Origin of the sequence: Micromonospora sp. DT178, from assembly GCF_049841695.1 — a bacterium.
Lineage (GTDB): Bacteria > Actinomycetota > Actinomycetes > Mycobacteriales > Micromonosporaceae > Micromonospora.
Window position 1 is genome coordinate 1 of the sequence record NZ_JBNCKV010000019.1, and the last position, 25,940, is coordinate 25,940.

The window sequence follows — 25,940 nt, forward strand, 5'->3', positions numbered from 1 at the left end:
TACTACGTTACCCGGTGGTTTCCGCCGTGTCAAACCGCTTCGTAGCGATCCGCACCACTTCAATCCCATTTCCGGGCGCCACACGACATCGGCTTCCGCCGTTGTCGATCGTGACTTCCGGCAGGCCGGCCGCCGCGGTCTCCCACGAGCTCGCCCGGTTCCCTACCGGCGATGAACCATACCCGGTCGGTTCCGCCTCGCCAAATCCGCCTCGCGGCGGATCCGGGGCACCGCCCGGTCCGGGCACCGGTGAGTGCAACACACCGGACCCGAAGCTCATTCCCGCGCCCGGCCTCCGGTGGCTTCGCCCCGGTTCGTCCGTTCCGCGCTGGCAGAGAGAAAGTTACGCCCCCGGCGGATCGATCGTCAAATCCGCCGGGGGCGTCCCGCGTCACGTCGGGCGACGTACGGCTAACCGCGCAGCTCGACCCCGGCGAACGACCGCTTGCCGCGGCGCAGCACCAGGTACCGGCCGTGCAGCAGGTCGCCGGGGTCCACAGTGGCGTCGGTCTCGGTCACCCGGCTGTTGTTCACGTAGGCGCCGCCCTCGGCGATCACCCGGCGCGCCTCCTTGAGGCTGGGGACCAGCCCGGAGTCGCGCAGCAACCCGGCGACGTCGGGCAGCTCGTCGACGTGGACCAGGCCGGCCTCGGCCAGCGCGGCCCGCAGCGTCGCCGGTGCCAGCTCGTCCAGCGAGCCGCGGCCGAAGAGCGCCTGGCTCGCGGCCACCACCTGCGCCATCTCCCGCTCGCCGTGCACCAGCGTGGTCAGCTCCTCGGCCAGCGCCCGCTGCGCCGCCCGGGCCGCCGGCCGCTCGGCGGTCTCCTTCTCCAGCGCCTCCAGCTCCTCCCGGAAGCGGAAGCTGAAGTACCGCAGGTAGCGACTCACGTCCCGGTCGTCGACGTTGACCCAGAACTGGTAGAACGCGTAAGGGCTGGTCATCTCGGGGTCGAGCCAGATCGCGCCGCCCTCGGTCTTGCCGAACTTCGTGCCGTCGGACTTCGTCACCAGCGGCGTGGTGAACGCCTGCACCGGCCCGGCGCCGCGCCGGCGGATGTAGTCGACGCCGGCGGTGATGTTGCCCCACTGGTCCGAGCCGCCGAACTGGAGCTGGCAGCCGTGCCGGCGGTGCAGCTCGAAGAAGTCGTTCGCCTGGAGCAGCTGGTAGCTGAACTCGGTGAAGCTGATGCCGCTCTCCAGCCGCGCCCTCACCACCTCCCGGGCCAGCATCTTGTTGACCGGGAAGTGCTTGCCGACGTCGCGGAGGAACTCGACCACCGACATCTCGCCGGTCCAGTCCAGGTTGTTGACCAGGTGCGCCGCGTTCTCCCCCTCGTACGAGACGAAGGGGGCGAGCTGGTCGCGGATCCGGGCCACCCAGCCGGCGACCACCTCGGGCGGGTTGAGGCTCCGCTCGGCGCTCTCCTTCGGGTCGCCGATCTGGCCGGTGGCGCCGCCGACGAGCAGCAGCGGCCGGTGCCCGGCGAGCTGGAGCCGACGTGCCGTGGCGACCTGCATGAGATGGCCGACGTGCAGGCTCGGCGCGGTCGGGTCGAAGCCCACGTAGTAGGCGGCGGAGCCGCCGTCGAGCAACGCACGCAGCTCGTCGAGGCCGGTGGAGTCCTGGATCAGGCCCCGCCACCGCAGGTCGTCGGTCAGGGAGTCCCGCCCCGGCGGCGGGGGGATGCTGTCGGTCACGGTCACCGATTGTCCCCCATGACCGGGGGCGGAACGTACCGGGTTTGCCCGGCGGACGTCGGCGTAGGCTGGCGGCGCCGTGATCGAGGGAGGGAACGCCGTGGACATGCCGGATCTGACGGGCGGCTTCGTCGCCCTGCTCGGCCTCAAGCTCGACGAGGTCGACGGCGACCGGGTGGTGATCCGTTGGCAGGTCCGCCCGGAGCTGCACCAACCGTTCGGCATCCAGCACGGCGGCGTGTACTGCTCGGTGGTCGAGACGGCCGCCAGCATCGGCGGGTCGCTGTGGCTGGGCGAGCGCGGACGCGTCGTCGGCGTGTCGAACCAGACCGACTTCCTGCGCGCCGTCCGCGACGGCGAGCTGACCGCCGTGGGCACGCCCGTGCACCGGGGGCGCAGCCAGCAGCTCTGGCAGGTGGAGATCACCGACGCCGACGCCCGGCTCGTGGCCCGCGGCCAGGTCCGGCTGCAGAACCTCTACCCGGCCTGACCGGTCAGCCGGCCTGACCGGTCAGCTTCGGGCCTCGTCCAGCACAACCTCGGCCTCGTCGGACGTCGGCTCGGCCTGCCGGCGCAGTCGGACCCCGGCGATGGCGCGGTGGTCGATGCGGGTCACCTCCAGCTCCCATCCGTCCACGACGACGCTCTCCCCCGCCACGGTGGGGATGTGGCCGAGGCAGGCGAGCACGAGACCCGCGATGGTGGTGTAGTCGCCGCCGGGGCGGCCGGGCAGCTCGACGCCCAGATCGATGAGGTCGTGCACGGGGAAGGTGCCGGGGAGCAGCAGGGTGCCGTCGGGCTCGGTGCGCACGGAGCGCACGTCCCGGTCGGTCTCGTCGTAGATCTCCCCGACGATCTCCTCGAGGATGTCCTCCAGGGTGACGATGCCGTCGACGGCGCCCCGCTCGTCCACCACCAGGGCGATGTGCTGGCGTTCGGCCTTGAACTGCCGCAGCGCGTCCACCACCGGCAGGGAGTCCGGCAGCAGCATCGGCGGGCGGGCGCACTCGTCGACCGGCCGGTCTTCGGGGACGCCGACGAGGTCACGCAGGTGGATCACGCCGACCGCGTCGTCGAGGCCGCCGTGCCGGACCACCGGCGCCCGGGAGTGGCCGGTGGCGGCCAGCAGCAGCCGCGCGGCCTCCGCCGTGGTGCCGCTGTCGAGCGTGAAGACCTGCAACCGGGGTACGAGCACCGCCCGCAGCTGCCGGTCGGCGATCTCGACGGCGCCGGCGATGATGGTCCGCTGCTCCTTGGTGAAGCCGTGGTTGCCGGCGACGATGTCCCGCAGCTCGTCGGGGCCGATCTCGTCGGGCTCGTGCTTCGGGTTGAGCCCGACCAGGCGTACCACCAGGTCGCTGGTGGCGCCGAGGGCCCAGACGGCCGGCCGGGTCACGGAGGCCAGCAGGTCGAGCGGGCGGGCGACCAGCAGCGCCCACCGCTCCGCGGCCTGCATGGCGATCCGCTTCGGGGCCAGCTCGCCGAAGACCAGGGTGACGAAGGTCAACGCGAGGGTGACCACCACGATCGCGACGGTCTCGGCGGCGCCGCCGAGCGCGCTGAGGAGCGGCACGAGGGGCTTGGCCAGCGACACCGCCGCCGCGGCTGACGCCAGGAAGCCGGCGAGGGTGATCCCGATCTGGATGGTGGCCAGGAAGCGGTTCGGGTCCTTGGCGAGGCGGGCCAGCACCCGGCCGGCCCGGCTGGTGCGTTCCAGCCGCTGGATCTGGCTGTCCCGCAGCGAGACCAGTGCCATCTCGCTGCCGGCGAAGACCGCGTTGAGGATGACCAGGACACCGACCAGGGCCAGTTGGGTCCAGATGCTCTGCACGCCCGGCTCTCCTCACGCGGGAAAGGTGCCCGCCGGCACGACGGGCACCGCCGGCCGATGGTCACGGCCGGCGTAGGCCAGTCTGTGCCCACCGGGCCGACCGGCGAATCCTCATCCGGTGCCCGATGTGATCAGGCCCGTCGGGCGACCGGCGGGGCGGGCAGGTCGAGGACGTACGAGCGGCCCTCGGGGCGGAAGCCGAGCCGGTGGTAGTACGGGGCGACCATGCCGGGCGGGGTGATCACCCGGTGGAAGCCGCGGTCGGTGAAGAGGCTGCTGCGCCGGTAGACGAACTCGCCGGGGGTGAAGTCCCGGAACCGTCGGGTCACGTAGTCGAGGTCGACCTGCGCCACGCCGTCGGCCTCGGCGTGCGACAGCACCACGCCGACCACCTCGTCGGCGCGTACGACCAGGAACGCCGAACGCTCGGCGGCGGTGCCGGGGGGCCAGCGGAAGCCGGGGTTGAACCGGGCGATGTCGGCGGCGTGCACACTCAGCGTGTGGGCCAGGAACTGGTCGTCGACCCCGACCTCGACCACCTGGTAGGTGGCCTCGTCGTGGCGGGTGGCGAGCATGGTCCGCAGGTACCAGACGTTGATCACCGCGAGCACGACGTTCAGCCCGACCATGGGCCAGACCTGCACGGCGGCGTTGTAACCGATCAGGATCAGGCAGCCGACCAGGTTCAGGGCACGCAGCCGGAGGATGCGCGTCTGCAGCAGCGACCAGACCAGCAGCGCGGAGCCGGTCCAGCCGATCAGTTCCAGCCAGTTCACCCCGCGAGAGTAGTGCTCGCGCGGACGCGGTGACCCGGCGGGCGGCGGCGGGTCAGTCGCCGGCGAGCTCCAGCACCCATTCCTCCACCTCGGTGCCCCGGCCGTTGGCGTACCCCTTGTCCTCGCCGGTGACGACGAAGCCGCACTTGCGCAGCACGGCGAGCGAGGCGCGGTTGTCCTTGGCGGCGCGGGCGTGCACGGGCCGCTGGGGCAGCTCGCGCAGCAGCGCGGCGAGCGCCGCCGTGGCGTGCCCCCGGCCCCAGCGTCGCGGGTCGATCCAGTAGCTGACCTCGGTCTGCTCGCCGACGGGGAAGGCCACGACGTGGCCGACGACCTCGCCGTCGACGACCACCGTGCGGGGGACGATCCGCTCGTCGGCGCGCACGCGCCGCCAGTGGGCGTCGAACCGCTCCCGGTCGGCCGGGTCCTCCGGCCCGAACGCGGCCATCCAGTTGGCCTCCGCGTCCTGCTCGTGGGCGAAGAAGAGGGGCAGGTCGTCGTCGCGCACGGGACGCAGGTGCAGCTCGGCGGTCACGGGCCCGAGGATAGGACCCACCACCGACAATCGGATCGCGGGTCGGGTGCGCATGATCCGGTCGCACGCCGCCGGCGGTGCGCCGACAATGGCGGGATGGGACGAACGGCACGGAGCGCGCGGGTGGTCGGGACGAGCGCCACCGGCGCGGCGGCGGCGGGCGCGCGGGCGGCGGGGGCGGCGTCGGTCGGGGCGCTGGCCGTGGGGGCGCTGGCCTGCGGTGCCGCCGCCGTCGGCGCGCTCGCGATCGGGCGACTGGCGATCCGCCGGGCGGTAATCCGCGAGCTGCGCATCGGCAGGCTGGAGGTCGATGAGCTGGTGGTGCGCGGCCGGCCGGTCGGCGACGGATGACGGACAGCGTCCACAGCGGCGCGGGCCGGACGGATCAGCCGGCGGGCGGGGCGCCCACCGGGTAGCCGTAGAGGTCGAGCAGCCGGCCCCGGGCCGCGTGCAGCCGGTCCACCACGACGCTCATGAAGCGGGTGGTCAACTGCCGGCCGAGCGCGTCGTCGGACTCCATCAGCCGGCGCACCCCCTCGGCGGTGAACTCCACCGCCGTGCTGCGCTGCGCGGCCACCGCCCCGAACTGCCAGCGGTACGGCGGGAACAGCCACGACCAGCCCAGCACCCCGCCCGCGCCGATCGTCTCGATCTCCACGTCGCCCCGGCCGGGCACCGCGAAGTCGAGCGCGACCCGGCCGGTGCGGACCAGCCAGAAGCGCTCCGCCGGCCCGTCGGCCCGGAACAGCCGGTGCCCGGGGTGCCAGACCACCGGCCGGGCGTGCCCGGCGAGCCGGGGCAGCCACGGCTCGGGCAGCCCGGCGAGGAACGGATGCGCGCGCAGTACGTCCAGGGTGGTCATGCGGTGCCCCTCTCGTCGAACCGGGCCGGCGGTGGCCGGATACCTGCGACGGGTCGTGCCGGCTCCCATCGCACCGCACGCCGGCCGTGGGCGGCAGGGCCGTTGGTCCCGGGTCGCGCGGGCGGAACTCCTCTGGCCGGTGCCGCCCGTCGGGACGAGGGTGGGATCGGGACGGTGCGCCGCGACGGCGCCGGCAGGGCGGAGGGTGATGTGGGACGGTCCGGAGAACGGCGGCCGCGGGGGCGTACCGGTGCCCGCTGACACCTCGACCAGGCCGGCGGCCGGGCTCAGCTCGGCGGAGGCCGCCGCCCGACTGCGCGCGGACGGGCCGAACGCGGCGGTCGCGCCGGCCCGCCGCCACCTGGGCGGCCGCGTCCTGCACCAGCTCAGCGACCCGCTGGTGGCGTTGCTGCTGGCCGCCGCCGTGGTCACCGCCGTGCTACGCGACTACCCGGACACCGCGGTGATCGTGCTGGTGGTGCTGGTGAACACCGCCATCGGCGTCGTGCAGGAGGTCCGCGCCGACCGGGCGATCGCCGCGTTGGACCAGCTCGCCGCGCCCACCGCCCGGGTCGTCCGGGACGGCCGGGACGTCGTCCTGCCCGCTGCCGATCTCGTCCGTGGCGACCTGGTGCGGGTCGAGGCCGGCGACGTGGTCCCGGCCGACCTGCTGCTCGCCGAGGCGGCCCGACTGAGCGTCGACGAGTCGGCGCTGACCGGGGAGTCGGTGCCGGTGACCCGGGCGGTGGGCGGGGAGGCCAGCGCGGGGACCGTGGTCACCACCGGGCGGGCCACCGGCACGGTGGTACGGACGGGCGCCGCGAGCGCGCTCGGCCGGATCACCGCCCTGGTGGCGTCCACCCGGCCCACCGCCACCCCGTTGCAGCGCCGCCTCGCCGGGCTCGGTCGGATGCTCGGCTTCGCCGCGGTGGTGCTCTCGGGGCTGGTCTTCGTCATCGGCGTCGTCGGCGGGCGGCCGGTGGTCGACATGGCGGTCACCGCGGTGAGCCTCGTGGTGGCGGCGGTGCCCGAGTCGCTGCCGGCGGTCGTCACCCTCGCCCTCGCCCTCGGCGCCCGCCGGATGGCCGGGGCGCGGGCCATCCCGCGCCGGCTGCACGCGGTCGAGACGCTCGGCTCCGTCACCGTCATCGCCTCGGACAAGACGGGCACCCTCACCGAGGGCCGGATGGCGGTGCAGCACGCCGTCACCGGCGACGGTTCCCGCTACGGCGTCACCGGCAGCGGTTACGCGCCGCACGGCGCGGTGCACCGGCGGGGCGAGCCGGTGGCCGTACCGGACGACCTGCGCCGCCTGGCGCGCGCCGGGCTGCTCTGCAACGACGCGACCCTGGCCCCGCCCACCGACGAACGGCCGGAGTGGGCCGCCGTCGGCGACCCGTTGGAGGCGGCGCTGGTCGCCTTCGCTGCCCGGTGCGGTCTCGACCCGGAGCGCACCCGCGCGGCGTGGCCGCGGGTCGCGGAGCACCCCTTCGACCAGGAGCTGCGCCGGATGACCACCGTGCACCGCTCCTGCGACCGCCGGTACCTGGTGGTGTGCAAGGGCGCGCCCGAGAACGTGCTGGCCGCGCCGCTGGTCGACGCCTCCGCCGAGGAGATCGGGGAGCTGACCGCCGCCGCGCACCGGCTGGCCGCCGAGGGGCTGCGGGTGCTGGCCATCGCGTCCGCCGTGGTGGACGTCCCGCCGGCCGATCCCGCCCGGCCGGTCGGGTTGCGGCCCGTGGGGCTGGTCGCCGTCGGCGACCCGCTGCGCGCGGGCGCGGCCGACATCGCGGGCAGCTTCGACGACGCCGGGGTCCGGCTGGTGCTGATCACCGGCGACCACCCGGCGACCGCCGCGGCGATCGGCGGCCAGCTGGGGCTCTGGCGTGAGGGCGACCCGGTGGTACGCGGGGACGACGGCGACCCGGCGCGGGCGCACCCGCAGGCGCGGGTGTTCGCGCGTACCCAGCCGGAACAGAAGCTCGACATCATCGCCGGGTTGCAGTCGCGGGGGCACGTGGTGGCGATGACCGGCGACGGGGTGAACGACGCCCCGGCGCTGCGCCGCGCCGACATCGGAGTGGCGATGGGCGGCGGCACGGAGGTCGCCCGGCAGGCGGCCGACCTGGTGCTCGTCGACGACGACCTCTCCACGGTGGCCGCCGCGATCGGCGAGGGCCGCCGCATCTACGACAACATCCGGCGGTTCCTGCGGTACGCGCTCTCGGGCGGGGTCGCCGAGATCGCCGTGATGCTGCTCGGTCCGTTGTTCGGGCTGGCCGTACCGCTGCTGCCGGCGCAGATCCTCTGGGTGAACCTGCTCACCCACGGCGTGCCGGGGGTGGCGCTGGGCGCGGAGCCGGCGGAGCCGGGCACGCTGCGCCGGGCGCCCCGCTCCCCGTCGGAGTCGGTGCTCGGGGCCGGCCTGGGCCGGGACGTGCTGGTCACCGGCGGGCTGATCGCCGCCGTGGTGCTCGGTGCCGGCGTGCTGGCCGCGCAATGGGACCGGCCCTGGCAGTCGGTGGTCTTCGTGGTGCTCGGCCTGGCCCAGCTCGGGGTGGCGCTCGCGGTCCGCGCGCCGCGACTGCGCGGTGCCCGGCACGGCAACCGGGCGCTGCCGGTCGCGGTGGCGGTCTCCGCGCTGCTCCAGGTCGCCGGGGTGCTGCTGCCCCCGCTGCGGGAGCTGCTCGGCACGCAGCCGCTCGGCGTGGCGGAGCTGCTGGCCTGCGCCGCCGTCAGCGTGCTGCCCGGGCTGGTGCTGCGACTGGCCCGCCGGCCGGGCGGCGGCGCTCCGGGGGATGTTGCCCCGGCGGACACCACCGTGGGGGACGCTGTGCCCCGGGACGCGGCCCCGCCGGACGGCACCGCGGCGGACGCCGCCCTGCCGGTGCCGGACGCTGCGGCCGGGGTCGGTCGGAGCGGGCGGGGCGCACCTGGGGCGGACGGCCCGGTCGGTGACCGTCGGTCTGCGATTCGGGACCAAGGTCCCGCTGGTCGGGACGACCGCCTCTGACCGGTAGCGTGCGGATGGAGCAGGCTGAAGGTGGACGAAGGAGGAGTCGATGACCATCAACACCGGTGCCCCCGTCGTGGTGGGTGTGGACGGCTCGGCCGCCGCACTCGACGCGGTCCGGGTGGCGGCGCGGGAGGCGGCGCAGCGACAGCGCCCGCTGCGGGTCGTGCATGCCTTCATCTGGCCCCTGACGCGCGCCCCGCTCGGTGCCGCCGAGGGCGCGCCGGCCGGTGCCGGCCTGCGCAACCAGGCCGAGCGGTACGTCGCCGAGGCGATTGCCGAGGCCGACAAGACCGCCCCGGACGTGCCGGTGACCGGCGTGGTGGTCGACGGCGCGGCGACCCCCGTCCTGCTCGGGGAGTCCCGGGACGCCGCCCTGCTGGTGCTGGGCCATCGGGGCCTCGGCGGTTTCGCCGGGCTGCTGCTCGGCTCCGTCACCGTGCAGGTCTCCGCCCACGCGCAGGTCCCCGTCCTCGTGGTGCGCGGCGAGCAGCGCGCCGACGGCCCGGTCGTGGTGGGCGTCGACGGCTCCGAGTGTTCGCTCGAGGCCGTCGCGTTCGCCTTCGAGGAGGCGAGCCGCCGGGGTGCCCCGCTGGTCGCGGTGCAGGCCTGGCTCTACCCCACCCCGGTCGGCCCGGGCGACGTCCTGCCGCTGGTGTACGACCTGGACGCCTTCGCCGCGGACGAGGAGCGCGCCCTCGCGGAGGCCGTCGCCGGCTTCGCTGAGCGCTACCCCGACGTGCCGGCGCAGCACCGGCTGGTCCGGGGCTCCCCGGGCGGCGTGCTGGTCGAGGAGTCGAAGAAGGCCCAGCTGGTGGTCGTGGGGGCGCGCGGCCGGGGCGCGCTGGGCGGGCTGCTGCTCGGCTCGGTCAGCCACGCGGTGCTGCACCACGCGCACTGCCCGCTGGTGATCGTGCGGCACCCGAAGGGGGCCGACGCGTCCTGACCCGGTCACCGCACCGCGACGCCGTCGCATCGGCCGCTCCCCCGGCCGGCGCGACGGCGTCGACGCAAATGCCGGCGGGTCGGCGGTGCCGCGTCGACAATGGCCTGATCGATCTCTGGGAGGGCTGATGAACCGACCCGTGGTGGTGGGTGTGGACGGATCGCCGGCGAGCCTGCTGGCGGCGGAGCACGCCGCGCGGGCCGCCGTGCTGCGGTCCCGCCCCCTGCACCTGGTGCACGGCTACCTGCACCCGCTCGGTTACGGCGTGCCGCTCAACCCGTACGACGTGGGGTTGCCGGCGCCGACCGAGGAGGCGCAGAAGATGTTGGAACGCACGGCCGCCGACCTCGCCGGGCGCTGCCCGGGGCTGACCGTCGAGGTGCGCCAGGTGGCGGGCGGGCCGGGTGCGACGCTGGTCGAGGAGTCCCGGCGGGCCGAGCTGGTGGTGGTGGGCAGCCGGGGGCTGGGCGGCTTTGCCGGGCTGCTGCTCGGCTCGGTCGGCACGCAGGTGGCCGCCCACGCGCACTGCCCGGTGCTGGTGGTGCGCCCCGCCGAGGAGCCGATCCCGGTCGCCGGGCCGGTGCTGGTCGGGGTCGACGGGTCGGAGCCCGCCGAGCTGGCGGTCGGGTACGCGGCCGACGAGGCGGCCCGCCGTGGCGACGGGCTGGTGCTGGTGCACGTCCAGCCGCCGGACGGGGACCGTCCGACGGCGGACGAGGTGACGGAGACGCAGGCCGCCGCGCACGCGGGCTCCGCCGAGCTGCTGGCCACCGCCGCGGCGGCCGTCCGGGGCAGCCACCCGGGGCTGGCCGTCGAGGGGCGGCTGCTCCGGGCACCGAAGGCCGAGCAGGCGCTCGTCGAGGCCAGCGGGGACGCGGCGCTGGTGGTGGTCGGCTCCCGGGGCCGGGGCGGGTTCGCCGGGCTGCTGCTCGGCTCGGTCAGCCAGGCCCTCGTGCAGCACGCGCACTGCCCGGTGCTGGTGGCCCGCCCGTACGGTCACGCGCGCTGACGTGCCCCGACCCGCCGGCCCCCGGGCGGGGTCGGCGGGTCGGCGGCGGTGAGGATGCCCCCGTCTGGCACACCGCTCCCGGCGAGGCGGGGACAGGGTCTCGCCGTTGGGTCAGTGGTCCCGACCCCCGAGGAGCTCGTCGAAGCTGGTGGTGAGCGCGAAGGGGTCGGCGGGGCCGGTGGACGGCGGTCGCCGGTGGACCTGCTCGGCCAGCTCGCTGCCGGCGCGGACGATCCGCGCCCGCAGCGCACCGTCGGCGGCGCCGGCGGACCAGTCCTCCGGGGCGGCGAAGACCGCGGTGGGGACCACGACCGACCGCAGGTGGGCGAACATCGGCCGGACGGCGTGCTCCAGCGCCAGCGAGTGCCGGGCCGTTCCGCCGGTGGCGCCGGCCAGCACCGGCCGGTCCGCGAGCGCGCCGGATCCGACCAGGTCGAAGAACGACTTGAACAGCCCGTTGTACGAGGCGTGGAAGATCGGCGTGACGGCGATCAGCCCGTCCGCGCCGGTGACCGTGTCGAGCACCTCCCGCAGCGCGGGCGACGGGAAGCCGGTCAGCAGGTGGTTGACGATGTCGTGGGCGTGCTCGCGCAGCTCGACGGGGCGAACGTCGACGTCGTCGCCGCGCCGGGCCAGCTCGTCGCGGGTGGCCGCGGCGAGCTGGTCGGCCAGCAGCCGGGTCGAGGAGGGCCGCCCCAGCCCGGCCGACACCACGGCGAGGGTGCGGCGGGTCATCGGCCGGCCTCCGCCCCGGCCCGGTCGGCACCGTCCCGGGCGGCGTCGCGCAGGGACGCGTGGGTGGGTGCGGCGGGCACGTGCGCCGGGCGCAGCGACTCGAACTCCTTGCGCAGCACGGGTACGACCTCCTCGCCGAGCAGGTCGAGCTGCTCCAGCACGGTCTTCAGGGGCAGGCCGGCGTGGTCCATGAGGAACAGCTGGCGCTGGTAGTCGCCGACGTAGTCGCGGAAGCCCAGCGTGCGGTCGATGACCTGCTGCGGGCTGCCCACGGTCAGCGGGGTCTGCGCGGTGAACTCCTCCAGCGACGGGCCGTGCCCGTAGACCGGGGCGTTGTCGAAGTAGGGCCGGAACTCCCGCACCGCGTCCTGCGAGTTGCGCCGCATGAACACCTGCCCGCCGAGGCCTACGATGGCCTGGTCGGCGGAGCCGTGCCCGTAGTGCTCGAAGCGCTGCCGGTAGAGCCCGACCATCCGCTGCGTGTGCTCCTTGGGCCAGAAGATGTGGTTGGCGAAGAAGCCGTCGCCGTAGTAGGCGGCCTGCTCGGCGATCTCGGGGCTGCGGATCGAGCCGTGCCAGACGAACGGCGGCACGCCGTCGAGCGGGCGCGGCGTCGACGTGAACGACTGCAGGGGCGTGCGGAAGCGGCCCTTCCAGTCGACCACGTCCTCGCGCCAGAGCCGGTGCAGCAGGTCGTAGTTCTCGATGGCGAGGGGGATGCCGTTGCGGATGTCCTGGCCGAACCACGGGTAGACCGGCCCGGTGTTGCCGCGTCCCATCATCAGGTCCACCCGGCCGTCGGCGAGGTGCTGGAGCATCGCGTAGTCCTCGGCGATCTTCACCGGGTCGTTGGTGGTGATCAGCGTGGTGGAGGTGGAGAGCAGCAGGCGCTCGGTGCGGGCCGCGATGAAGCCCAGCATGGTGGTCGGCGACGACGGCACGAACGGCGGGTTGTGGTGCTCGCCGGTGGCGAAGACGTCCAGGCCGACCTCCTCGGCCTTGAGCGCGATGGTGACCATCGCCTTGATCCGCTCATGCTCGGTCGGCTCGCGACCGGTGGTCGGGTCGGCCGTGACGTCGCCGACGGTGAAGACTCCGAACTGCATGACCAGCTCCTCGCGTTGTCCCGGCCGGGGCCGCTGCGGCTCCCGGACGCACCGCACAACATATTTGACGAGTCAACTATTCCGTCGCCGGAGGCGCCGCCGGTGGGCGCCGTCACGCCCGTCACGCGTCCGCGTCGATCGCGCGGCGGGCGCCCCCGGGCAGGTCAGCGGCTACGCGGCACGTGCCGGCGGTAGGCGCTCACGGTCGGGTCGCCGGCGATCCAGAACCGCCACGGCACGTCGTGCGCCCCGGTCACGCCCACCCGGGGCCCGGCGGCGACCGCGTCCGCGGGCACCGGGGCGTCGGCCGGGCGCAGGCGGACGGGGCCGTCGCCGAGCAGCCAGCGGCCGTAGGCGCTGCGGTCGATGCCCAGCGCCGCGCAGAGCCGGGCGGGCCCGCGCGCGAGATCGACGTCCCGGCGTACGGCGGGGCGCCTGGCCCGGGCCGCCTCGACGCCGTCGACCACCTCGCCGGCGCGCAGCAGCACCGCCGAGGCCTCCCCGTCGGGCCCGGTGACGACGTTCATGCACCAGTGCATGCCGTAGGTGAAGTAGACGTAGGCGTGCCCCGCCGGCCCGAACATGACGGCGTTGCGCGGGGTGCGGCCCCGGTGCGCGTGCGACGCGGGGTCGCCGGCCGTCCCGGCGTACGCCTCGACCTCGGTGATCCGGACGGTGACGTCGCCGGCGGTGAGCCGGCAGCCGAGCAGGCCCCGGGCGGCCGGCACCACCGGGCCGGCGAGCAGGTCGGCCAGCCCCGCCAGGTCGGCGGGGCGGCGGTCGGAGTACGCCACCACGGCAACGACCCTATCCGCCGGCCCGCCAGGTCGCCGGCCGGCGACCAACTCTTCAACAATTCGTTGACAATGAACCGTTGATGTGGTGGAGTGCGGGCATGACCGACTCCTTCACCGCCCCCGACGCCGGCGCGTCCCGGGCACACCGCACCTACGCCGCGCTGCACCGGATCACCGAGCGGCACGCCGGCACCGAGGCGCGCCGCCGCCGGCACACCAACCCCTACATGCCGGACGCCTACGAGGCGGTCGCGCTGGTCACCGCCCTGGCCGCCGGCGGAGCCGAGGTGGAGCCCGACGAGGAGCCGGTCGACGACGCGGACCTCGGCGCGGCGCTCACCCTCGTGCCACACCTGCGCGCCGAGATCGACGCGATGGAGGCGGGGCTGTTCACGCTGGCCCGCAGCCGCGGACTGACCTGGCAGCAGATCGCGTACGGGCTCGGGCTGGGCAGCGCGCAGGCCGCCAAGCAGCGCTTCGAACGGCTCTCCGCCCGCACCGCCACCACCGAATGACGCCGCGAATGGACGAGACTGGGCGCGGGATCGGTGTCGAGGAGGACGCGATGACGCGCGAGGAGATGCTGGCGTACTGCCTGGGGAAGCCGGGGGCCTGGCTGGACCAGCCGTGGGAGGGCGACGAGGTGGTGAAGGTCGGCAGCCGGATCTTCGCCTTCCTCGGCTCCGCCGGCGGCGACGAGCCGACCGTCGGGGTGAAGTGCGGCCCGAGCCGGGAGGTGGCCGACGAGTGGCTGCACCGGCACCCGGGCGACGCGCGGCCGTCGCCGTACATCGGGCGGGCCGGCTGGAACACGCTGCGCCTGGCCGGCGGGATCGACGAGGAGGAGCTGATCGAGGCGGTCGACGGGTCGTACGACGCGGTGGTGGCGAAGCTGCCCAAGCGGGAGCGCCCGGCGGGCTGAACCCCGCGCGACGCCGGCGGCGCCGCGCGGGGTCCGCGACTCAGCGGGGCACGACCCGCTCGGCGGCCCACTCCCGCCAGCCGGCGAGCTTGTCGGCGGCGGTGGCGAGCTGGTCGGCGACCGGCCCGGGACCGGTCGAGCCGGGCGTGATCCGGGCGGCGAGCGCCGAGCGGACCGAGAGCACGTCGCGCACCGACGGGTCGAGGTGCTCGCTGACCGCCGCGAGGTCGTCGTCGCTGACCTCGTCGAGGGCGCAGTCGCGGGCCACGCAGAGCGCCACCAGCTTCCCGGTGATCTCGTGCGCGTCGCGGAACGGCACGTTGCGGCGCACCAGCCAGTCGGCGACCTCGGTGGCGAGGGAGAAACCGACCGGCGCGGCGGCGACGAGGCGGTCGGCGCGTACGGTCATCGTGGAGATCATCCCGGCGAGCGCCGGCAGCAGCAGCTCCAGGGTGTCGACCGCGTCGAAGGCCGGCTCCTTGTCCTCCTGCATGTCCCGGTCGTAGCTCATCGGCAGGCCCTTGAGCATGGTGAGCACGCTCATCAGCCCGCCGACGAGCCGGCCGGACTTGCCCCGGGCCAGCTCGGCGATGTCCGCGTTCTTCTTCTGCGGCATGATCGACGAACCGGTGGCGAACGCGTCGTCCAGCTCCACCCAGCCGAACTCCTGCGAGGTCCAGAGCACCACCTCCTCGCCGAGGCGGGACAGGTGCACCCCGATCATCGCGGTGACGAACAGGAACTCGGCGACGAAGTCCCGGTCGGCGACCGCGTCCATCGAGTTGGCGAAGGACGTGCGGAAGCCCAGCTCCTTGGAGACGGCCACCGGGTCCAGCGGCAGGCCGGAGCCGGCGAGCGCGCCCGCGCCGAGCGGACTGATCGCCGTGCGGTGGTCCCAGTCGCTCAGCCGCTCCAGGTCGCGCAGCAGCGGCTGCACGTGGGCCAGCAGCCAGTGCCCGAACGTGACCGGCTGGGCGTGCTGCAGGTGCGTCATGCCGGGCGCGGCGGTCTCCACGTGCCGCTCGGCCTGCTCGACCAGGGCCTCGGCCAGCTCGACCAGCCGACCGGCCACGCCCCGGGCGTGGTCGCGCAGGTAGAGCCGCAGGTCGGTGGCGACCTGGTCGTTGCGGGACCGGCCGGCGCGCAGCTTGCCACCGAGGCTGCCGAGCCGCTCCAGCAGGCCGCGCTCCAGGGCGGTGTGCACGTCCTCGTCGTCGACCGTGGGACGGAACTGCCCGGAGGCGCAGGCGGCCTCCAGGTCGTCGAGGGCGGCGAGGATCCGGCCCAGTTCCTCCGGGTCGAGCAGGCCGGCCCCCGCGAGCACCCGGGCGTGCGCCCGGGACGCCGCGATGTCGTACGGGGCCAGCCGCCAGTCGAACTGCACGCTCACCGACAGTCGGGCCAGGGCCTCGGCGGGGCCACCGGCGAAGCGGCCGCCCCAGAGGCTCGTGCGGTTGGTGGCGGCACTGTTCTCGGTCAGGCTCTTGTCGTCCACGCCGCCCATTGTGGTGCCCATGGTCAGCAGCCTCCCAGCCGGGCGTCCCGCGCGGCGGCCATCTTGCTGGGCAGGCCCCAGAGCTGCACGAAGCCCTTCGCCAGGGACTGGTCGAAGGTGTCCCCCGTGTCGTAGGTGGCCATGCCGAAGTCGTACAGGCTGGCCTCGGAGCGGCGTCCGGTGACGGTGGCCCGGCCGCCGTGCAGGGTCAGCCGCACCTCGCCGGTGACGTGCCGCTGCGCGTCGTCGATGAACGCGTCCAGCGAGCGCTTCAGCGGCGAGAACCAGAGGCCGTCGTAGACCAGCTCGCCCCAGCGCTGGTCGACGCCGCGCTTGAACCGGGCCAGGTCCCGCTCCACGGTCACCGCCTCCAGCTCCTGGTGGGCGGTGATCAGCGCGATCGCGCCGGGCGCCTCGTACACCTCGCGGCTCTTGATGCCGACGAGGCGGTCCTCGACCATGTCGAGCCGGCCGACGCCCTGGGCGCCGGCGCGCCGGTTGAGTTCCAGGATCGCCTGGTACGGGGTGACGGTCTCGCCGTCGATCGCCACCGGGACGCCGGCGTCGAAGGTGATCACGACCTCGTCGGCGTCGCGCTCCTGCGTCGGGTCGGAGGTGTACGAGTAGAGGTCCTCGACCGGGCCGTTCCAGATGTCCTCCAGGAAGCCCGTCTCGACGGCGCGGCCCCACAGGTTCTGGTCGATGGAGTACGGGGACTTCGCCGACACGTCGATCGGCAGCCCCTTCTCCTCGGCGAAGGCGATCGCCTTGTCCCGGGTCCAGGCGTAGTCCCGGGCCGGCGCGACGATCTTGAGGTCGGGGGCGAGCGCGCCGAGGCCGACCTCGAAGCGGACCTGGTCGTTGCCCTTGCCGGTGCAGCCGTGCGACACGATGGTGCCGCCGTGCCGGCGGGCCGCGGCCACCAGGTGCTTGACGATCAGCGGCCGGGACAGCGCGGACACCAGCGGGTAGCGGTCCATGTAGAGCGCGTTGGCGCGCACGGCCGGCAGGCAGTACTCGGCGGCGAACTCGTCGCGCGCGTCGACCACCTCGGACTCCACGGCGCCGCAGTCGAGGGCGCGCTGGCGGATCGCGTCGAGGTCCTCGCCGCCCTGCCCGACGTCGACCGCCACCGCGATCACCTCGGCGCCGGTCCGGTCGGCCAGGTACGGGATGGCGACGGAGGTGTCGAGCCCTCCGGAGTAGGCGAGTACGACCCGCTCGGTCATGGCGTGGGGTTCCCTTCGACGTTCTCTTCGCGGCGGGCCCAGCCGGCGAGCTTGTCGCCGAGCGCGGCCCCGCCGACGGCCTCGCGGGCCACGACGAGGATGGTGTCGTCGCCGGCGATGGTGCCGACGATCTCGGGCAGGCCCGCCCGGTCCAACGCGCTGGCCAGGTATTGGGCTGCGCCCGGCGGGGTGCGCAGTACGGCGATGTTGCCGCTGGCGTCGACCCCGTTGAGCAGCTCGCGCAGCAGCCGGACCAGCCGGGCCGGCGCCGCCTCGGCGTCGCGCAGCGGCCGGTGGCCGTCCTCGGGGATGTGGTAGACGGCCCGCCCGTCGCCGCCGCGCGCGGTGACCGCGCCCAGTTCCTTCAGGTCCCGGGAGAGGGTGGCCTGGGTGACCTGGATCCCGTCGCCGGAGAGCAGGTCGGCCAGCTCGGTCTGCGAGTGGATCGCCTTGGCGCGGATCAGCTCGACGATGCGGGCGTGCCGGGCGGCGCGGGTCAGCGGGGCGGTCATGGTGTCTCCCTGGTCGCGGCGAGGCCCGGCGCCGCCGCGTCCGGGGCGGCGGGCGCGGCCCCGAGGAGGAACGTCAGCAGCGCCTTCTGGGCGTGCAGCCGATTCTCCGCCTGGTCGAACACGACGCTGCGCGGGCCGTCGAGCACCTCGTCGGTGATCTCCTCGCCCCGGTGCGCGGGCAGGCAGTGCAGCACGACGGCGTCGGCCGCGGCGTGGGCGAGCAGCGCGGCGTTGACCTGGTACGGCAGGAACGGGGTGATCCGGTCCAGCCCGTCGTCCTCCTGCCCCATCGAGGTCCAGGTGTCCGTGGCGACCACGTCGGCGCCGGCCACCGCCGCGACCGGGTCGGTCAGCGCCCGCACCGAACCCCCGGTGCCGGCGGCGATCTTCGCGGCCCGGGCGACCACCTCCGGGTCGGGGCCGAAGCCGGTCGGCCCGGCGACCCGGACGTGCATGCCGGCGGTCGCCCCGGCGAGCAGGTACGAGTGGGCGAGGTTGTTCGCCGCGTCGCCGACGTAGGCCAGCGTCCGCCCGGCGGTGCCGCCGCAGTGCTCGCGGACGGTGAGCAGGTCGGCCAGGAGCTGGCAGGGATGGAAGCCGTCGGTGAGCGCGTTGACCACCGGCACGCTGGCGCCGTCGGCCACCTCGGCGATCCGGTCGTCGCCGTGGGTACGCAGCACGATCGCCGCGACGTAGCGGGACAGCACCCGGCCGGCGTCGGCCAGGGTCTCGCCCCGCCCGAAGTGGGTGACCTGGGTGTCCACCACGAGGGGGTGCCCACCCAGCTCGGCGATGCCGACGTCGAACGAGAACCGCGTACGCAGGCTCTGCTTGTCGAACAGCACCGCCACCGACCGGGGCCCGGCCAGCGGCCGGTGACCGAACCGGTCGGCCTTCATCCGCGCCGCGAGGTCGAGCACGGCCGACTGCTCGGCGGGGCTCAGGTCGTCGTCCCGCAGGAAGTGCCGGATCACGCCCCCGCCTCCGTCGTGCTCGGCATCGCCACGGCGGGCGCGGCGGGCGTAGGCCCGGTGGGCGGCGTGGACGCGGTGGGCGTAGGCGCGGTGGGCGGCGTGGGCGCGTGGGACGGCGTGGACGCGGTAGGCGGCGTCGAGATCTTGGTAGATTCCGGCCCCTCCAGGGGCCATTTCCTACCAAGATCCGGCGCGGAGCCGGAGCCGGAACCGGAACCGGGGGCGCGGGTGGCGGTGGTCGGGACGGAGCCGGCGGCGGCCGGGGAGGCCGCGTCGAGGGCGGCGGGGAGGGCGGCCAGGAAGTCGTCGGCCTGGGCGGCGGTGAGGATCAGCGGCGGGGCGAGCCGTACCACGCCGGGCTGCACGGGGTTGACCAGGAAGCCGGCCTCCCGCAGCGCCTCGGCGAGCACCTTCGCGACGGGCGCGGACAGCACCACACCGAGCAGCAGGCCCGCGCCGCGTACGCCGTCGACCAGCGGGTGGCCCAGCGCCTCGATCCCCCGGCGCAGCCGCTCGCCGACCCGCTTGACGTGGTCGAGCAGCCCCTCGCTGGCGATGGTCGACACCACCGCGAGGGCGGCGGCGCAACTCACCGGGTTGCCGCCGAAGGTGGTGCCGTGCGAACCAGGGGCGAGCAGCTCGGCGGCGCGGCCGAAGGCCAGGCAGGCGCCGATGGGCAGCCCGCCGCCGAGCCCTTTGGCCAGGGTCACCACGTCGGGCTCGATCCCCTCGGCCTGGTGCGCGAACCAGTGCCCGGTACGCCCGACACCGGTCTGCACCTCGTCGAGCACCAGCAGCGCGCCGTGCCGGGCGGTGATCCGGCGCGCGGCGGCCAGGTAGCCGGCCGGCGGGACCACCACGCCGTTCTCCCCCTGCACCGGCTCAAGGATCACCATCGCGGTGGCGTCGGTGACCGCCGCCTCCAGGGCCGCCACGTCGCCGTAGTCGACGTGGGTCACCTCGCCGGGCAGCGGGCGGAACGGGTCGGCCTTGGCCGGCTGGCCGGTGAGGGCGAGCGCGCCCATCGTCCGGCCGTGGAAGCCGCCCCGGGTGGCGACCACGTGCGAGCGGCCGGTGAGCCGGGAGAGCTTGAACGCCGCCTCGTTGGCCTCCGCGCCCGAGTTGGCGAAGAAGACCCGCCCCGGCCGCCCGGCCAGGGCCAGCAGCAGCTCGGCGAGGGCCACCGGCGGCTCGGCGACGTAGAGGTTGGAGACGTGCCCCAGGGTGGCGACCTGCTTCGACACGGCGGCCACCACGGCCGGGTGGGCGTGGCCGAGGGCGTTGACCGCGATGCCGCCGACGAGGTCGACGTACTCCCGGCCGGCGTCGTCGACCACGACGGCGCCGGAGCCGGCGACGAGGGCGAGCGGTGGCGTGCCGTAGTTGTCCATCATGGACTGTGCCCAGCGCTCGACGAGCGTGCTCATGACTGCACAGAACCTTCCTCGTTCGCGACTGCGGGGCTTGGTCGCTCCGCTCCCGCACTCCTCGCGCTCACGACACCCTCTTCGTTCGCGACTGCGGGGCTTGGTCGCTCCGCTCCCGCACTCCTCGCGCTCACGACCATGGTTCCGAATCCTTCCGAGGTGAAGACCTCCAGCAGCGTGGAGTGGGCGACCCGGCCGTCGACGACGTGCGCGGCCGGCACGCCCTGCCGCACCGCCCGCAGGCACGCCTCCATCTTGGGAACCATGCCGCTGGACAGCGACGGCAGCAGCGCCGCCAACTCGTCGACGGTGATCTCGCTGATCAGGCTGTCGGTGTCGGGCCAGTCGGCGTAGAGACCCGGCACGTCGGTGAGGACGACCAGCTTGCGGGCGTCGAGGGCGACGGCCAGCGCGGCGGCGGCGGTGTCGGCGTTCAGGTTGTGCAGCACCCCGTCGGCGTCGGGCGCCACGGTGGAGATCACCGGGATGCGGCCGGCCCCGATCAGGTCGGTGACCGCCGAGACGTCGACCGACTCCACGTCGCCGACCTGCCCGACGTCGACCGGTTCCCCGTCCACGTACGCGGGCCGCCGCACGGCGGTGAACAGCCCGGCGTCCTCACCGGAGAGGCCCACCGCGAACGGGCCGTGGGCGTTGATCAGGCCGACCAGTTCCCGGCCGACCTGGCCGACCAGGACCATCCGGACCACGTCCATCGCCTCCGGCGTGGTGACCCGCAGGCCGCCCCGGAACTCGCTGGCGATGCCCAGCCGGCCGAGCATGGCGGAGATCTGCGGGCCGCCCCCGTGCACCACGACCGGCCGGAGACCGGCGTAGCGCAGGAAGACCATGTCGGCGGCGAAGGCGCGCTGGAGCTCGGGGTCGACCATGGCGTTGCCGCCGTACTTGACCACGACGGTCGAGCCGGAGAAGCGGGCCAGCCAGGGCAGCGCCTCGATCAGCGTGGCCGCCTTGACCTGGGCGCGGGTGAGGTCGGTGGAGAGGTTCATGTCGAGTAGGCCGAGTTCTCGTGCACGTACGCGTGGGACAGGTCGTTGGTCCAGATCGTGGCCTCGGCGGCACCGGCGTGCAGGTCGATCCGGATGGTGACGTCCCGGCCGGTCAGGTCGACCTTCGACCGGTCCTCGGCGGCGGCGCCGGAGCGGCACACCCAGACGCCGTTGACGGCGACGTCGACCGCGTCGGGCTCGAACGCGGCGGCGGTGGTGCCGACGGCGGCGAGGATCCGTCCCCAGTTCGGGTCGTTGCCGAACAGCGCGGTCTTGACCAGGTTGTTGCGGGCCACCGACCGCCCCACCTCGACCGCGTCGTCCTCGCTCGCCGCGCCGACCACGTCGATGGCGATCTGCTTGGTGGCGCCCTCGGCGTCGGCGATGAGCTGCTGGGCCAGGTCGTGGGCGGCGGCGGTGACCGCGGCCGTCAGCTCGGCCTGGGTCGGGGCGATGCCGCTCGCGCCGCTGGCCAGCAGCAGCACCGTGTCGTTGGTCGACATGCAACCGTCGGAGTCGATCCGGTCGAAGGTGACCCGGCACGCCTCCCGCAGGGCGGCGTCGAGGGCCTCGGGCCCGGCCACCGCGTCCGTGGTCAGCACGCAGAGCATGGTGGCCATCGCCGGGGCGAGCATGCCGGCGCCCTTCGCCATGCCGCCGACGGCCCAGCCGCTGCCCCGGGCCACCGCGGTCTTGGGCCGGGTGTCCGTGGTCATGATGGCCTCGGCGGCCGCCGCGCCGCCGTCGCGCGACAGCCGGCGGATCGCCGAGCGTACGCCGGGGAGCAGCTTCTGCATCGGCAGCCGCTCGCCGATCAGCCCCGTCGAGCAGACCGCCACGTCGGCGGCGCCCAGCATCAGCCGGGCACTGGCCCCGGTGAGCGCGGCGGCGGTGTGCTCGGCCGTGGCGTGGGTGTCCTGGAAGCCGGCCGGGCCCGTGCAGGCGTTGGCGCCGCCGGAGTTGAGCACCACGGCGCGGGCGACGCCGCCGCGTACCACCTGCTGGGTCCAGAGCACCGGCGCGGCCTTGACCCGGTTGGCGGTGAACACGCCGGCGACACCGGCGTCCGGGCCGTCGTTGACTACCAGCGCGACGTCGCTCGCGCCGCTGGTCTTGAGCCCGGCGGCCACCCCGGCCGCCCGGAACCCCCGCGGAGTCGTGACACTCACGGCGCTACTCCTTCGTTCGCGACTGCGGGGCTCCGCTGCGCCGCACTCCTCGCGCTCACAGCGCTACTCCTTCGTTCGCGACTGCGGGGCTCCGCTGCGCTGCACTCCTCGCGCTCACGGTGCCACGCCCCATACGGACAGGCCCGTCGTCTCCGGCAGGCCGCACATCAGGTTGGCGTTCTGCACGGCCTGGCCGGCGGCGCCCTTGCCGAGGTTGTCCAGCGCGCTCAGCACGATCATGCGGCGGGAGTCGACGTCGACCGTGGCCTGCAGGTGGCAGGAGTTGGAGCCGAGGGTGGCGGCGGTGTGCGGCCAGGCCCCCTCCGGCAGGACGTGCACGAAGGGCGCGTCCGCGTACGCCTCGGCGAGCACCGCCCGCGGGTCGACGCCCCGGGCCGGCACGGCGGTCACCGTGGCGAGGATGCCCCGGGGCATCGGCGCGAGCACCGGCGTCAGCGACAGGCCGGTCGCGCCGGTGGCCTGCTTGATCTCCGGGACGTGCTGGTGGGTGCCCACGCGGTAGGGCGACAGGTCCCCCATCACCTCGCTGCCGAGCAGGTGCGGCTTGGCCGCCTTGCCGGCGCCGGAGGTGCCGGAGGCCGCGACGACCACCACGTCGGCCGGGGAGGCGGCGCCGGCGGCGATCAGCGGGGCGAGGGCCAGGATGATCGCGGCGGCGTAGCAGCCGGTGTTGGCGACCCGGGTGGCGCCGGCGATCAGCTCCCGCTGGCCGGGCAGCTCGGGCAGGCCGTAGATCCACGGCCCGGCGTGCGTGCCGCCGTAGTAGTTGGCCCAGGCGTACGGGTCGGCGAGGCGGTGGTCGGCGCCCAGGTCGACCACGCGCACCTCGGGCGGGAGCTGCGCCGCCAGGGCAGCCGACTGACCGTGCGGCAGTGCCAGGAAGACCAGGTCCGCGTCGGCCAGCGTCGCCGCGTCCGTCTCGCCGAGGACCATGTCCAGGCCGGCGAGCTGCGGGTGTACGACGTCGAGCCGGTGCCCCGCCTGGCTGTGCGCGGTGGCGGCGACCAGGTCGAACTCCGGGTGCCCGGCGACCAGGCGGATCAGCTCGCCGCCTGCGTAGCCGCTTGCCCCGGCGACCGCGACTCGGATACCCATCCCCACCTCCGCATGACTATGCAGAGGAGGCTAGCAAGCGACAACGCCTCCCTGCAAGTTCATACAGCCGACTGCATGAGGATGAGGCAGCGCCTCGTTCTTCCACCACCGATCGACCCGGTCACCACCCGCGGGAGCCGGGCAACCCGGGACCGGGGAACGACGAGGGCCCCTCCCGCGCCGGCGGAAGGGGCCCTCGTCGTCGATCAGGCGCCGCGCAGGGTGGCGCCGAAGCGTTCCGTGGCGCGGGCGACCGCCGCGTCCCGGGCGGCCACCGCCTCCTCCACGGTCAGCGTCCGGTCCGGGGCCCGGAAGGTGAGCTTGTACGCCAGCGACCTGCGCCCCGCCCCGAGCTGCTCCGAGGCGTACACGTCGAACAGGCGCACCCCCTCCAGCAGCCCGCCGGCGCCCTCGACGAGGGCCTGCTGCACCTGCGCCGCGGGCACCGAGGAGTCGACGACCAGCGCCACGTCGATCAGCGCCGGAGGGAAGCCCGAGACGACCGGCGCGGACGCCACCGGGGCGGCCGGCAGCGCGTCCAGGTCGAGTTCCATGGCGCTGGTGCGCCGGGGCAGCTCCAGCGCCGCCACGACCGCCGGGTGCAGCTCGCCGGCGTGCCCGACCACCCTGCCGTCGACCAGCAGCTCGGCGCAGCGGCCGGGATGCCAGGGGGCGTGCGCGGCGGCCCGGACCTCGATCCGGTCCGCCGGGACGTCGGCGGCGGCCAGCACGTCCCGGCCGGCCTCCACGGCGTCGGCCCAGCCGGCCGGGCGGCCAGCGCCCCACCAGCCGGCCGGCTCGACGTCGCCGGTCAGGACGACGGCGACGTGCCGGGGCTGGTCGGGTACCACCGCGTCGGCGGCGGCGAACTCCTCGTCGGTGGGTCGCCGGTCCACGCCCATCGCCGGCGGACGGCCGGCGTCGGGACGCGGGTGGAACACCGCGCCGATCTCGTAGAGGGCGAGGTCGCGCTGGCCCCGGCCGAGGTTGCGCTTCACGATGCCGAGCAGCGGGCCGAGCAGCGTGGTGCGCAGCAGCGGCTCCTCCTCCGACAGCGGGTTGGCCAGCCGTACCGCCCGCCGACGCGGGTCGTCGGCGGGCAGGCCGAGCTGGTCGGCCAGCCCGGGGGCGACGAACGGGTGCGCGAGCACCTCCACGTACCCACGCTCGGCGAGCGACCGGGCCACGGCGCGGCGGCGGCGCTGCTGCCAGGTCAGGCCGCGGCCGGGCGGCGCGGTCGGCAGCACGGACGGCACCCGGTCGTACCCGTCGAGGCGGACCACCTCCTCGACCAGGTCGGCCGGGTCGGTCAGGTCGGGCCGCCAGCTCGGCGGGGTGACGCTGAGCGCGCCGCCGGTGCCGGCGGCCACGCCGACCTCGCCCGGGTCCTCGACCAGCCGGTCGGCGCCCCGGGCGACCGTGCAGCCGACCTGCTCCAGCAGGGCGGCCACCCGCGCCGGCGGGTAGCTCACGCCGATCCGCCGGGTCGGCAGGTCGGCCGGCAGGACCACCGGGGTACGCGGCCGGACGTGGTCGATGTCGAGGATCTCGTCACCGGCCGCGCCACCGGCGTGCTCGGTGAGCAGCCGGACCGCCCGCGCGACGGCCACCAGCGGCAGGGCCGGGTCGACGCCCCGCTCCCACCGCTTCGCCGCCTCGCTGAACAGCTTGTGCCGGCGGGCGGTACGCCCGACCATCACCGGGTCCCAGTGGGCGGCCTCGAAGAGCACGTTCGTGGTCCCGGCGACGACTTCGCTGGTCTCGCCACCCATCACGGCGGCCAGCGAGATCGGGCCGGTGTCGTCGCAGATCACCATGTCCTCGGGCGCGAGGGCCCGGGTGACCCCGTCGAGCGTGGTGAGCTTCTCCCCCGCCTCGGCGCGGCGCACCACCAGCGGCCCGGCGATCCGGTCGGCGTCGAAGGCGTGCATCGGCTGGCCCAGTTCGAGCATCACGTAGTTGGTGATGTCGACCGGCAGCGAGATGCTGCGGATGCCGGCGACGGTGAGCCGCCGCTGCATCCAGTCCGGGGTCGGCGCCGTCGGGTCGACGCCGCGCACGAGGCGGGCGGCGAACCGGTCGCAGCCGACGGTGTCGCGCACCTCGACCGGGTACGCCGGCGTGTCGGTGCCGCCGGGCGCGGGCGCCAGGCCCGGGTCGCGGAACGGCACGCCGAGGGCGTGCGACAGCTCCCGGGCCAGGCCGCGGACGCTCATCGCGTACCCCCGGTCGGGGGTGATCTCCAAATCGACCACGACGTCGTCGAGGCCGACGACGGGCCGCGCGTCGTCGCCCGGCTTGGCCGGGGTGTCCCCGGGCAGCACGATGATGCCGTCGTGGTCGTCACCCAGGCCCAGCTCCCGCGCGGAGCAGATCATGCCGTTGGAGTTGCGCCCGTACGTCTTGCGCGCGCCGATGGCGAAGCCGCCGGGCAGCACGCCGCCGGGCAGGATCACCACGACCCGGTCGCCGGGGGCGAAGTTGCGCGCCCCACAGACGATCTCCTGCGGCTCGCCGGTGCCGTTGGCGTCGCCGACGTCGACGCGGCAGAACCGGATCGGCTTCTTGAAGCCGGTCAGCTCCTCGATCTCGCGGACCTCACCGACGACCAGCGCACCGGTGACGGTCTCCCGCAGGTCCACCACGGACTCGACCTCGATGCCGAGGCCGACCAGGGCCTGCTCCAGGTCGCCGGTGGGCAGGTCGGCGGGGAGGTCGACGTACTCCCGCAGCCAACTGACAGAAACTCGCATGACTCAGACCACCGTCTCCGTAACT

Annotated in this window: 24 protein-coding genes; 7 read left to right on the forward strand and 17 right to left on the reverse strand. The window is 74.9% G+C overall.

All coding sequences use genetic code 11. The annotated features are described in order from the left end of the window. Positions 1 to 411 precede the first annotated feature (411 nt). Positions 412 to 1,698 carry a tyrosine--tRNA ligase gene (gene tyrS / locus ACLQ22_RS26950; RefSeq protein ID WP_425694776.1) on the reverse strand — a complete coding sequence of 429 codons (1,287 nt, stop codon included), beginning with the start codon at positions 1,696 to 1,698 and terminating at the stop codon, positions 412 to 414. Positions 1,699 to 1,780: 82 nt separating this feature from the next. Between tyrS and ACLQ22_RS26955 the strand changes: the two genes are divergently transcribed. After that, a complete protein-coding gene (locus tag ACLQ22_RS26955) occupies positions 1,781 to 2,188 on the forward strand; it encodes a PaaI family thioesterase (RefSeq protein ID WP_199729486.1) in 408 nt (135 codons plus the stop codon). A 21-nt stretch (positions 2,189 to 2,209) separates the two neighbouring features. Here ACLQ22_RS26955 and ACLQ22_RS26960 read toward each other — a convergent pair whose 3' ends face one another. From ACLQ22_RS26960 to ACLQ22_RS26970, 3 genes are all read right to left on the reverse strand, one after another. Further along, on the reverse strand, positions 2,210 to 3,529 hold the full coding sequence (locus ACLQ22_RS26960; protein WP_425694777.1) for a hemolysin family protein: 1,320 nt from the start codon (positions 3,527 to 3,529) through the stop codon (positions 2,210 to 2,212). Positions 3,530 to 3,660: 131 nt separating this feature from the next. Beyond that, complete coding sequence (locus ACLQ22_RS26965; protein WP_121395150.1) at positions 3,661 to 4,305, reverse strand: hypothetical protein; 645 nt, start codon at positions 4,303 to 4,305, stop codon at positions 3,661 to 3,663. A 52-nt stretch (positions 4,306 to 4,357) separates the two neighbouring features. Continuing rightward, positions 4,358 to 4,840, reverse strand: a complete 483-nt coding sequence (locus tag ACLQ22_RS26970) for a GNAT family N-acetyltransferase (protein ID WP_121395152.1) — start codon at positions 4,838 to 4,840, stop codon at positions 4,358 to 4,360. A gap of 96 nt (positions 4,841 to 4,936) precedes the next feature. Between ACLQ22_RS26970 and ACLQ22_RS26975 the strand changes: the two genes are divergently transcribed. Continuing rightward, positions 4,937 to 5,191, forward strand: a complete 255-nt coding sequence (locus tag ACLQ22_RS26975; protein ID WP_425694778.1) for a hypothetical protein — start codon at positions 4,937 to 4,939, stop codon at positions 5,189 to 5,191. Between the two features lie 34 nt (positions 5,192 to 5,225). Here ACLQ22_RS26975 and ACLQ22_RS26980 read toward each other — a convergent pair whose 3' ends face one another. Beyond that, on the reverse strand, positions 5,226 to 5,702 hold the full coding sequence (locus ACLQ22_RS26980) for a cyclic nucleotide-binding domain-containing protein (RefSeq protein ID WP_121395156.1): 477 nt from the start codon (positions 5,700 to 5,702) through the stop codon (positions 5,226 to 5,228). Between the two features lie 208 nt (positions 5,703 to 5,910). On the opposite strand from ACLQ22_RS26980, the gene ACLQ22_RS26985 reads away from it, so the two are divergent. The 3 genes from ACLQ22_RS26985 (at position 5,911) to ACLQ22_RS26995 (ending at position 10,670) form a co-directional block, all read left to right on the forward strand. After that, positions 5,911 to 8,715 carry a cation-translocating P-type ATPase gene (locus ACLQ22_RS26985; RefSeq protein WP_425694779.1) on the forward strand — a complete coding sequence of 935 codons (2,805 nt, stop codon included), beginning with the start codon at positions 5,911 to 5,913 and terminating at the stop codon, positions 8,713 to 8,715. Between the two features lie 49 nt (positions 8,716 to 8,764). After that, the gene (locus ACLQ22_RS26990; protein ID WP_425694780.1) at positions 8,765 to 9,661 is read left to right on the forward strand and encodes a universal stress protein; all 897 of its coding nucleotides are present in this window, start codon (positions 8,765 to 8,767) and stop codon (positions 9,659 to 9,661) included. 127 nt (positions 9,662 to 9,788) lie between these two features. Further along, complete coding sequence (locus ACLQ22_RS26995; protein ID WP_425694781.1) at positions 9,789 to 10,670, forward strand: universal stress protein; 882 nt, start codon at positions 9,789 to 9,791, stop codon at positions 10,668 to 10,670. A 111-nt stretch (positions 10,671 to 10,781) separates the two neighbouring features. On the opposite strand, the gene ACLQ22_RS27000 is transcribed toward ACLQ22_RS26995, so the two are convergent. The 3 genes from ACLQ22_RS27000 to ACLQ22_RS27010 form a co-directional block, all read right to left on the reverse strand. After that, complete coding sequence (locus ACLQ22_RS27000) at positions 10,782 to 11,405, reverse strand: FMN reductase (protein WP_425694782.1); 624 nt, start codon at positions 11,403 to 11,405, stop codon at positions 10,782 to 10,784. Continuing rightward, positions 11,402 to 12,511 carry an LLM class flavin-dependent oxidoreductase gene (locus ACLQ22_RS27005; RefSeq protein ID WP_425694783.1) on the reverse strand — a complete coding sequence of 370 codons (1,110 nt, stop codon included), beginning with the start codon at positions 12,509 to 12,511 and terminating at the stop codon, positions 11,402 to 11,404. Before ACLQ22_RS27005 ends, ACLQ22_RS27000 begins: the two co-directional genes overlap by 4 nt. Positions 12,512 to 12,675: 164 nt before the next feature. Beyond that, positions 12,676 to 13,305, reverse strand: coding sequence for a DNA-3-methyladenine glycosylase (locus ACLQ22_RS27010; RefSeq protein WP_425694863.1), 630 nt, complete (start codon positions 13,303 to 13,305; stop codon positions 12,676 to 12,678). Positions 13,306 to 13,406: 101 nt separating this feature from the next. On the opposite strand from ACLQ22_RS27010, the gene ACLQ22_RS27015 reads away from it, so the two are divergent. Together ACLQ22_RS27015 and ACLQ22_RS27020 are read left to right on the forward strand one after the other, a co-directional pair. Next, positions 13,407 to 13,823, forward strand: coding sequence for a DNA-binding protein (locus ACLQ22_RS27015; protein ID WP_425694784.1), 417 nt, complete (start codon positions 13,407 to 13,409; stop codon positions 13,821 to 13,823). 50 nt (positions 13,824 to 13,873) lie between these two features. Further along, positions 13,874 to 14,230: an MmcQ/YjbR family DNA-binding protein gene (locus tag ACLQ22_RS27020; protein WP_121398845.1), complete on the forward strand. Its 357-nt coding sequence runs from the start codon at positions 13,874 to 13,876 to the stop codon at positions 14,228 to 14,230. A 40-nt stretch (positions 14,231 to 14,270) separates the two neighbouring features. Here ACLQ22_RS27020 and argH read toward each other — a convergent pair whose 3' ends face one another. The 9 genes from argH to pheT all read right to left on the reverse strand — a co-directional run bounded on the left by argH (position 14,271) and on the right by pheT (position 25,915). Continuing rightward, on the reverse strand, positions 14,271 to 15,734 hold the full coding sequence (argH, locus tag ACLQ22_RS27025; RefSeq protein ID WP_121395170.1) for an argininosuccinate lyase: 1,464 nt from the start codon (positions 15,732 to 15,734) through the stop codon (positions 14,271 to 14,273). A 14-nt stretch (positions 15,735 to 15,748) separates the two neighbouring features. Next, positions 15,749 to 16,954, reverse strand: a complete 1,206-nt coding sequence (locus tag ACLQ22_RS27030) for an argininosuccinate synthase (RefSeq protein WP_121395172.1) — start codon at positions 16,952 to 16,954, stop codon at positions 15,749 to 15,751. Then, positions 16,951 to 17,466, reverse strand: coding sequence for an arginine repressor (locus ACLQ22_RS27035; protein WP_425694785.1), 516 nt, complete (start codon positions 17,464 to 17,466; stop codon positions 16,951 to 16,953). Before ACLQ22_RS27035 ends, ACLQ22_RS27030 begins: the two co-directional genes overlap by 4 nt. Further along, positions 17,463 to 18,440: an ornithine carbamoyltransferase gene (gene argF / locus ACLQ22_RS27040; RefSeq protein ID WP_425694786.1), complete on the reverse strand. Its 978-nt coding sequence runs from the start codon at positions 18,438 to 18,440 to the stop codon at positions 17,463 to 17,465. The genes ACLQ22_RS27035 and argF overlap by 4 nt, the downstream gene beginning before the upstream one ends. Next, a complete protein-coding gene (locus ACLQ22_RS27045; RefSeq protein WP_425694787.1) occupies positions 18,437 to 19,867 on the reverse strand; it encodes an acetylornithine transaminase in 1,431 nt (476 codons plus the stop codon). The genes argF and ACLQ22_RS27045 overlap by 4 nt, the downstream gene beginning before the upstream one ends. Further along, positions 19,864 to 20,877, reverse strand: coding sequence for an acetylglutamate kinase (gene argB, locus ACLQ22_RS27050; protein ID WP_425694788.1), 1,014 nt, complete (start codon positions 20,875 to 20,877; stop codon positions 19,864 to 19,866). Before argB ends, ACLQ22_RS27045 begins: the two co-directional genes overlap by 4 nt. Next, positions 20,874 to 22,046, reverse strand: coding sequence for a bifunctional glutamate N-acetyltransferase/amino-acid acetyltransferase ArgJ (argJ, locus tag ACLQ22_RS27055; RefSeq protein ID WP_425694789.1), 1,173 nt, complete (start codon positions 22,044 to 22,046; stop codon positions 20,874 to 20,876). Before argJ ends, argB begins: the two co-directional genes overlap by 4 nt. Before the next feature lie 114 nt (positions 22,047 to 22,160). Then, positions 22,161 to 23,162 (reverse strand): N-acetyl-gamma-glutamyl-phosphate reductase, encoded by a 1,002-nt coding sequence (gene argC / locus ACLQ22_RS27060; RefSeq protein WP_425694790.1) that lies wholly within the window; start codon positions 23,160 to 23,162, stop codon positions 22,161 to 22,163. A 206-nt stretch (positions 23,163 to 23,368) separates the two neighbouring features. Beyond that, on the reverse strand, positions 23,369 to 25,915 hold the full coding sequence (gene pheT, locus ACLQ22_RS27065) for a phenylalanine--tRNA ligase subunit beta (protein WP_425694791.1): 2,547 nt from the start codon (positions 25,913 to 25,915) through the stop codon (positions 23,369 to 23,371). Positions 25,916 to 25,940 lie beyond the last annotated feature (25 nt).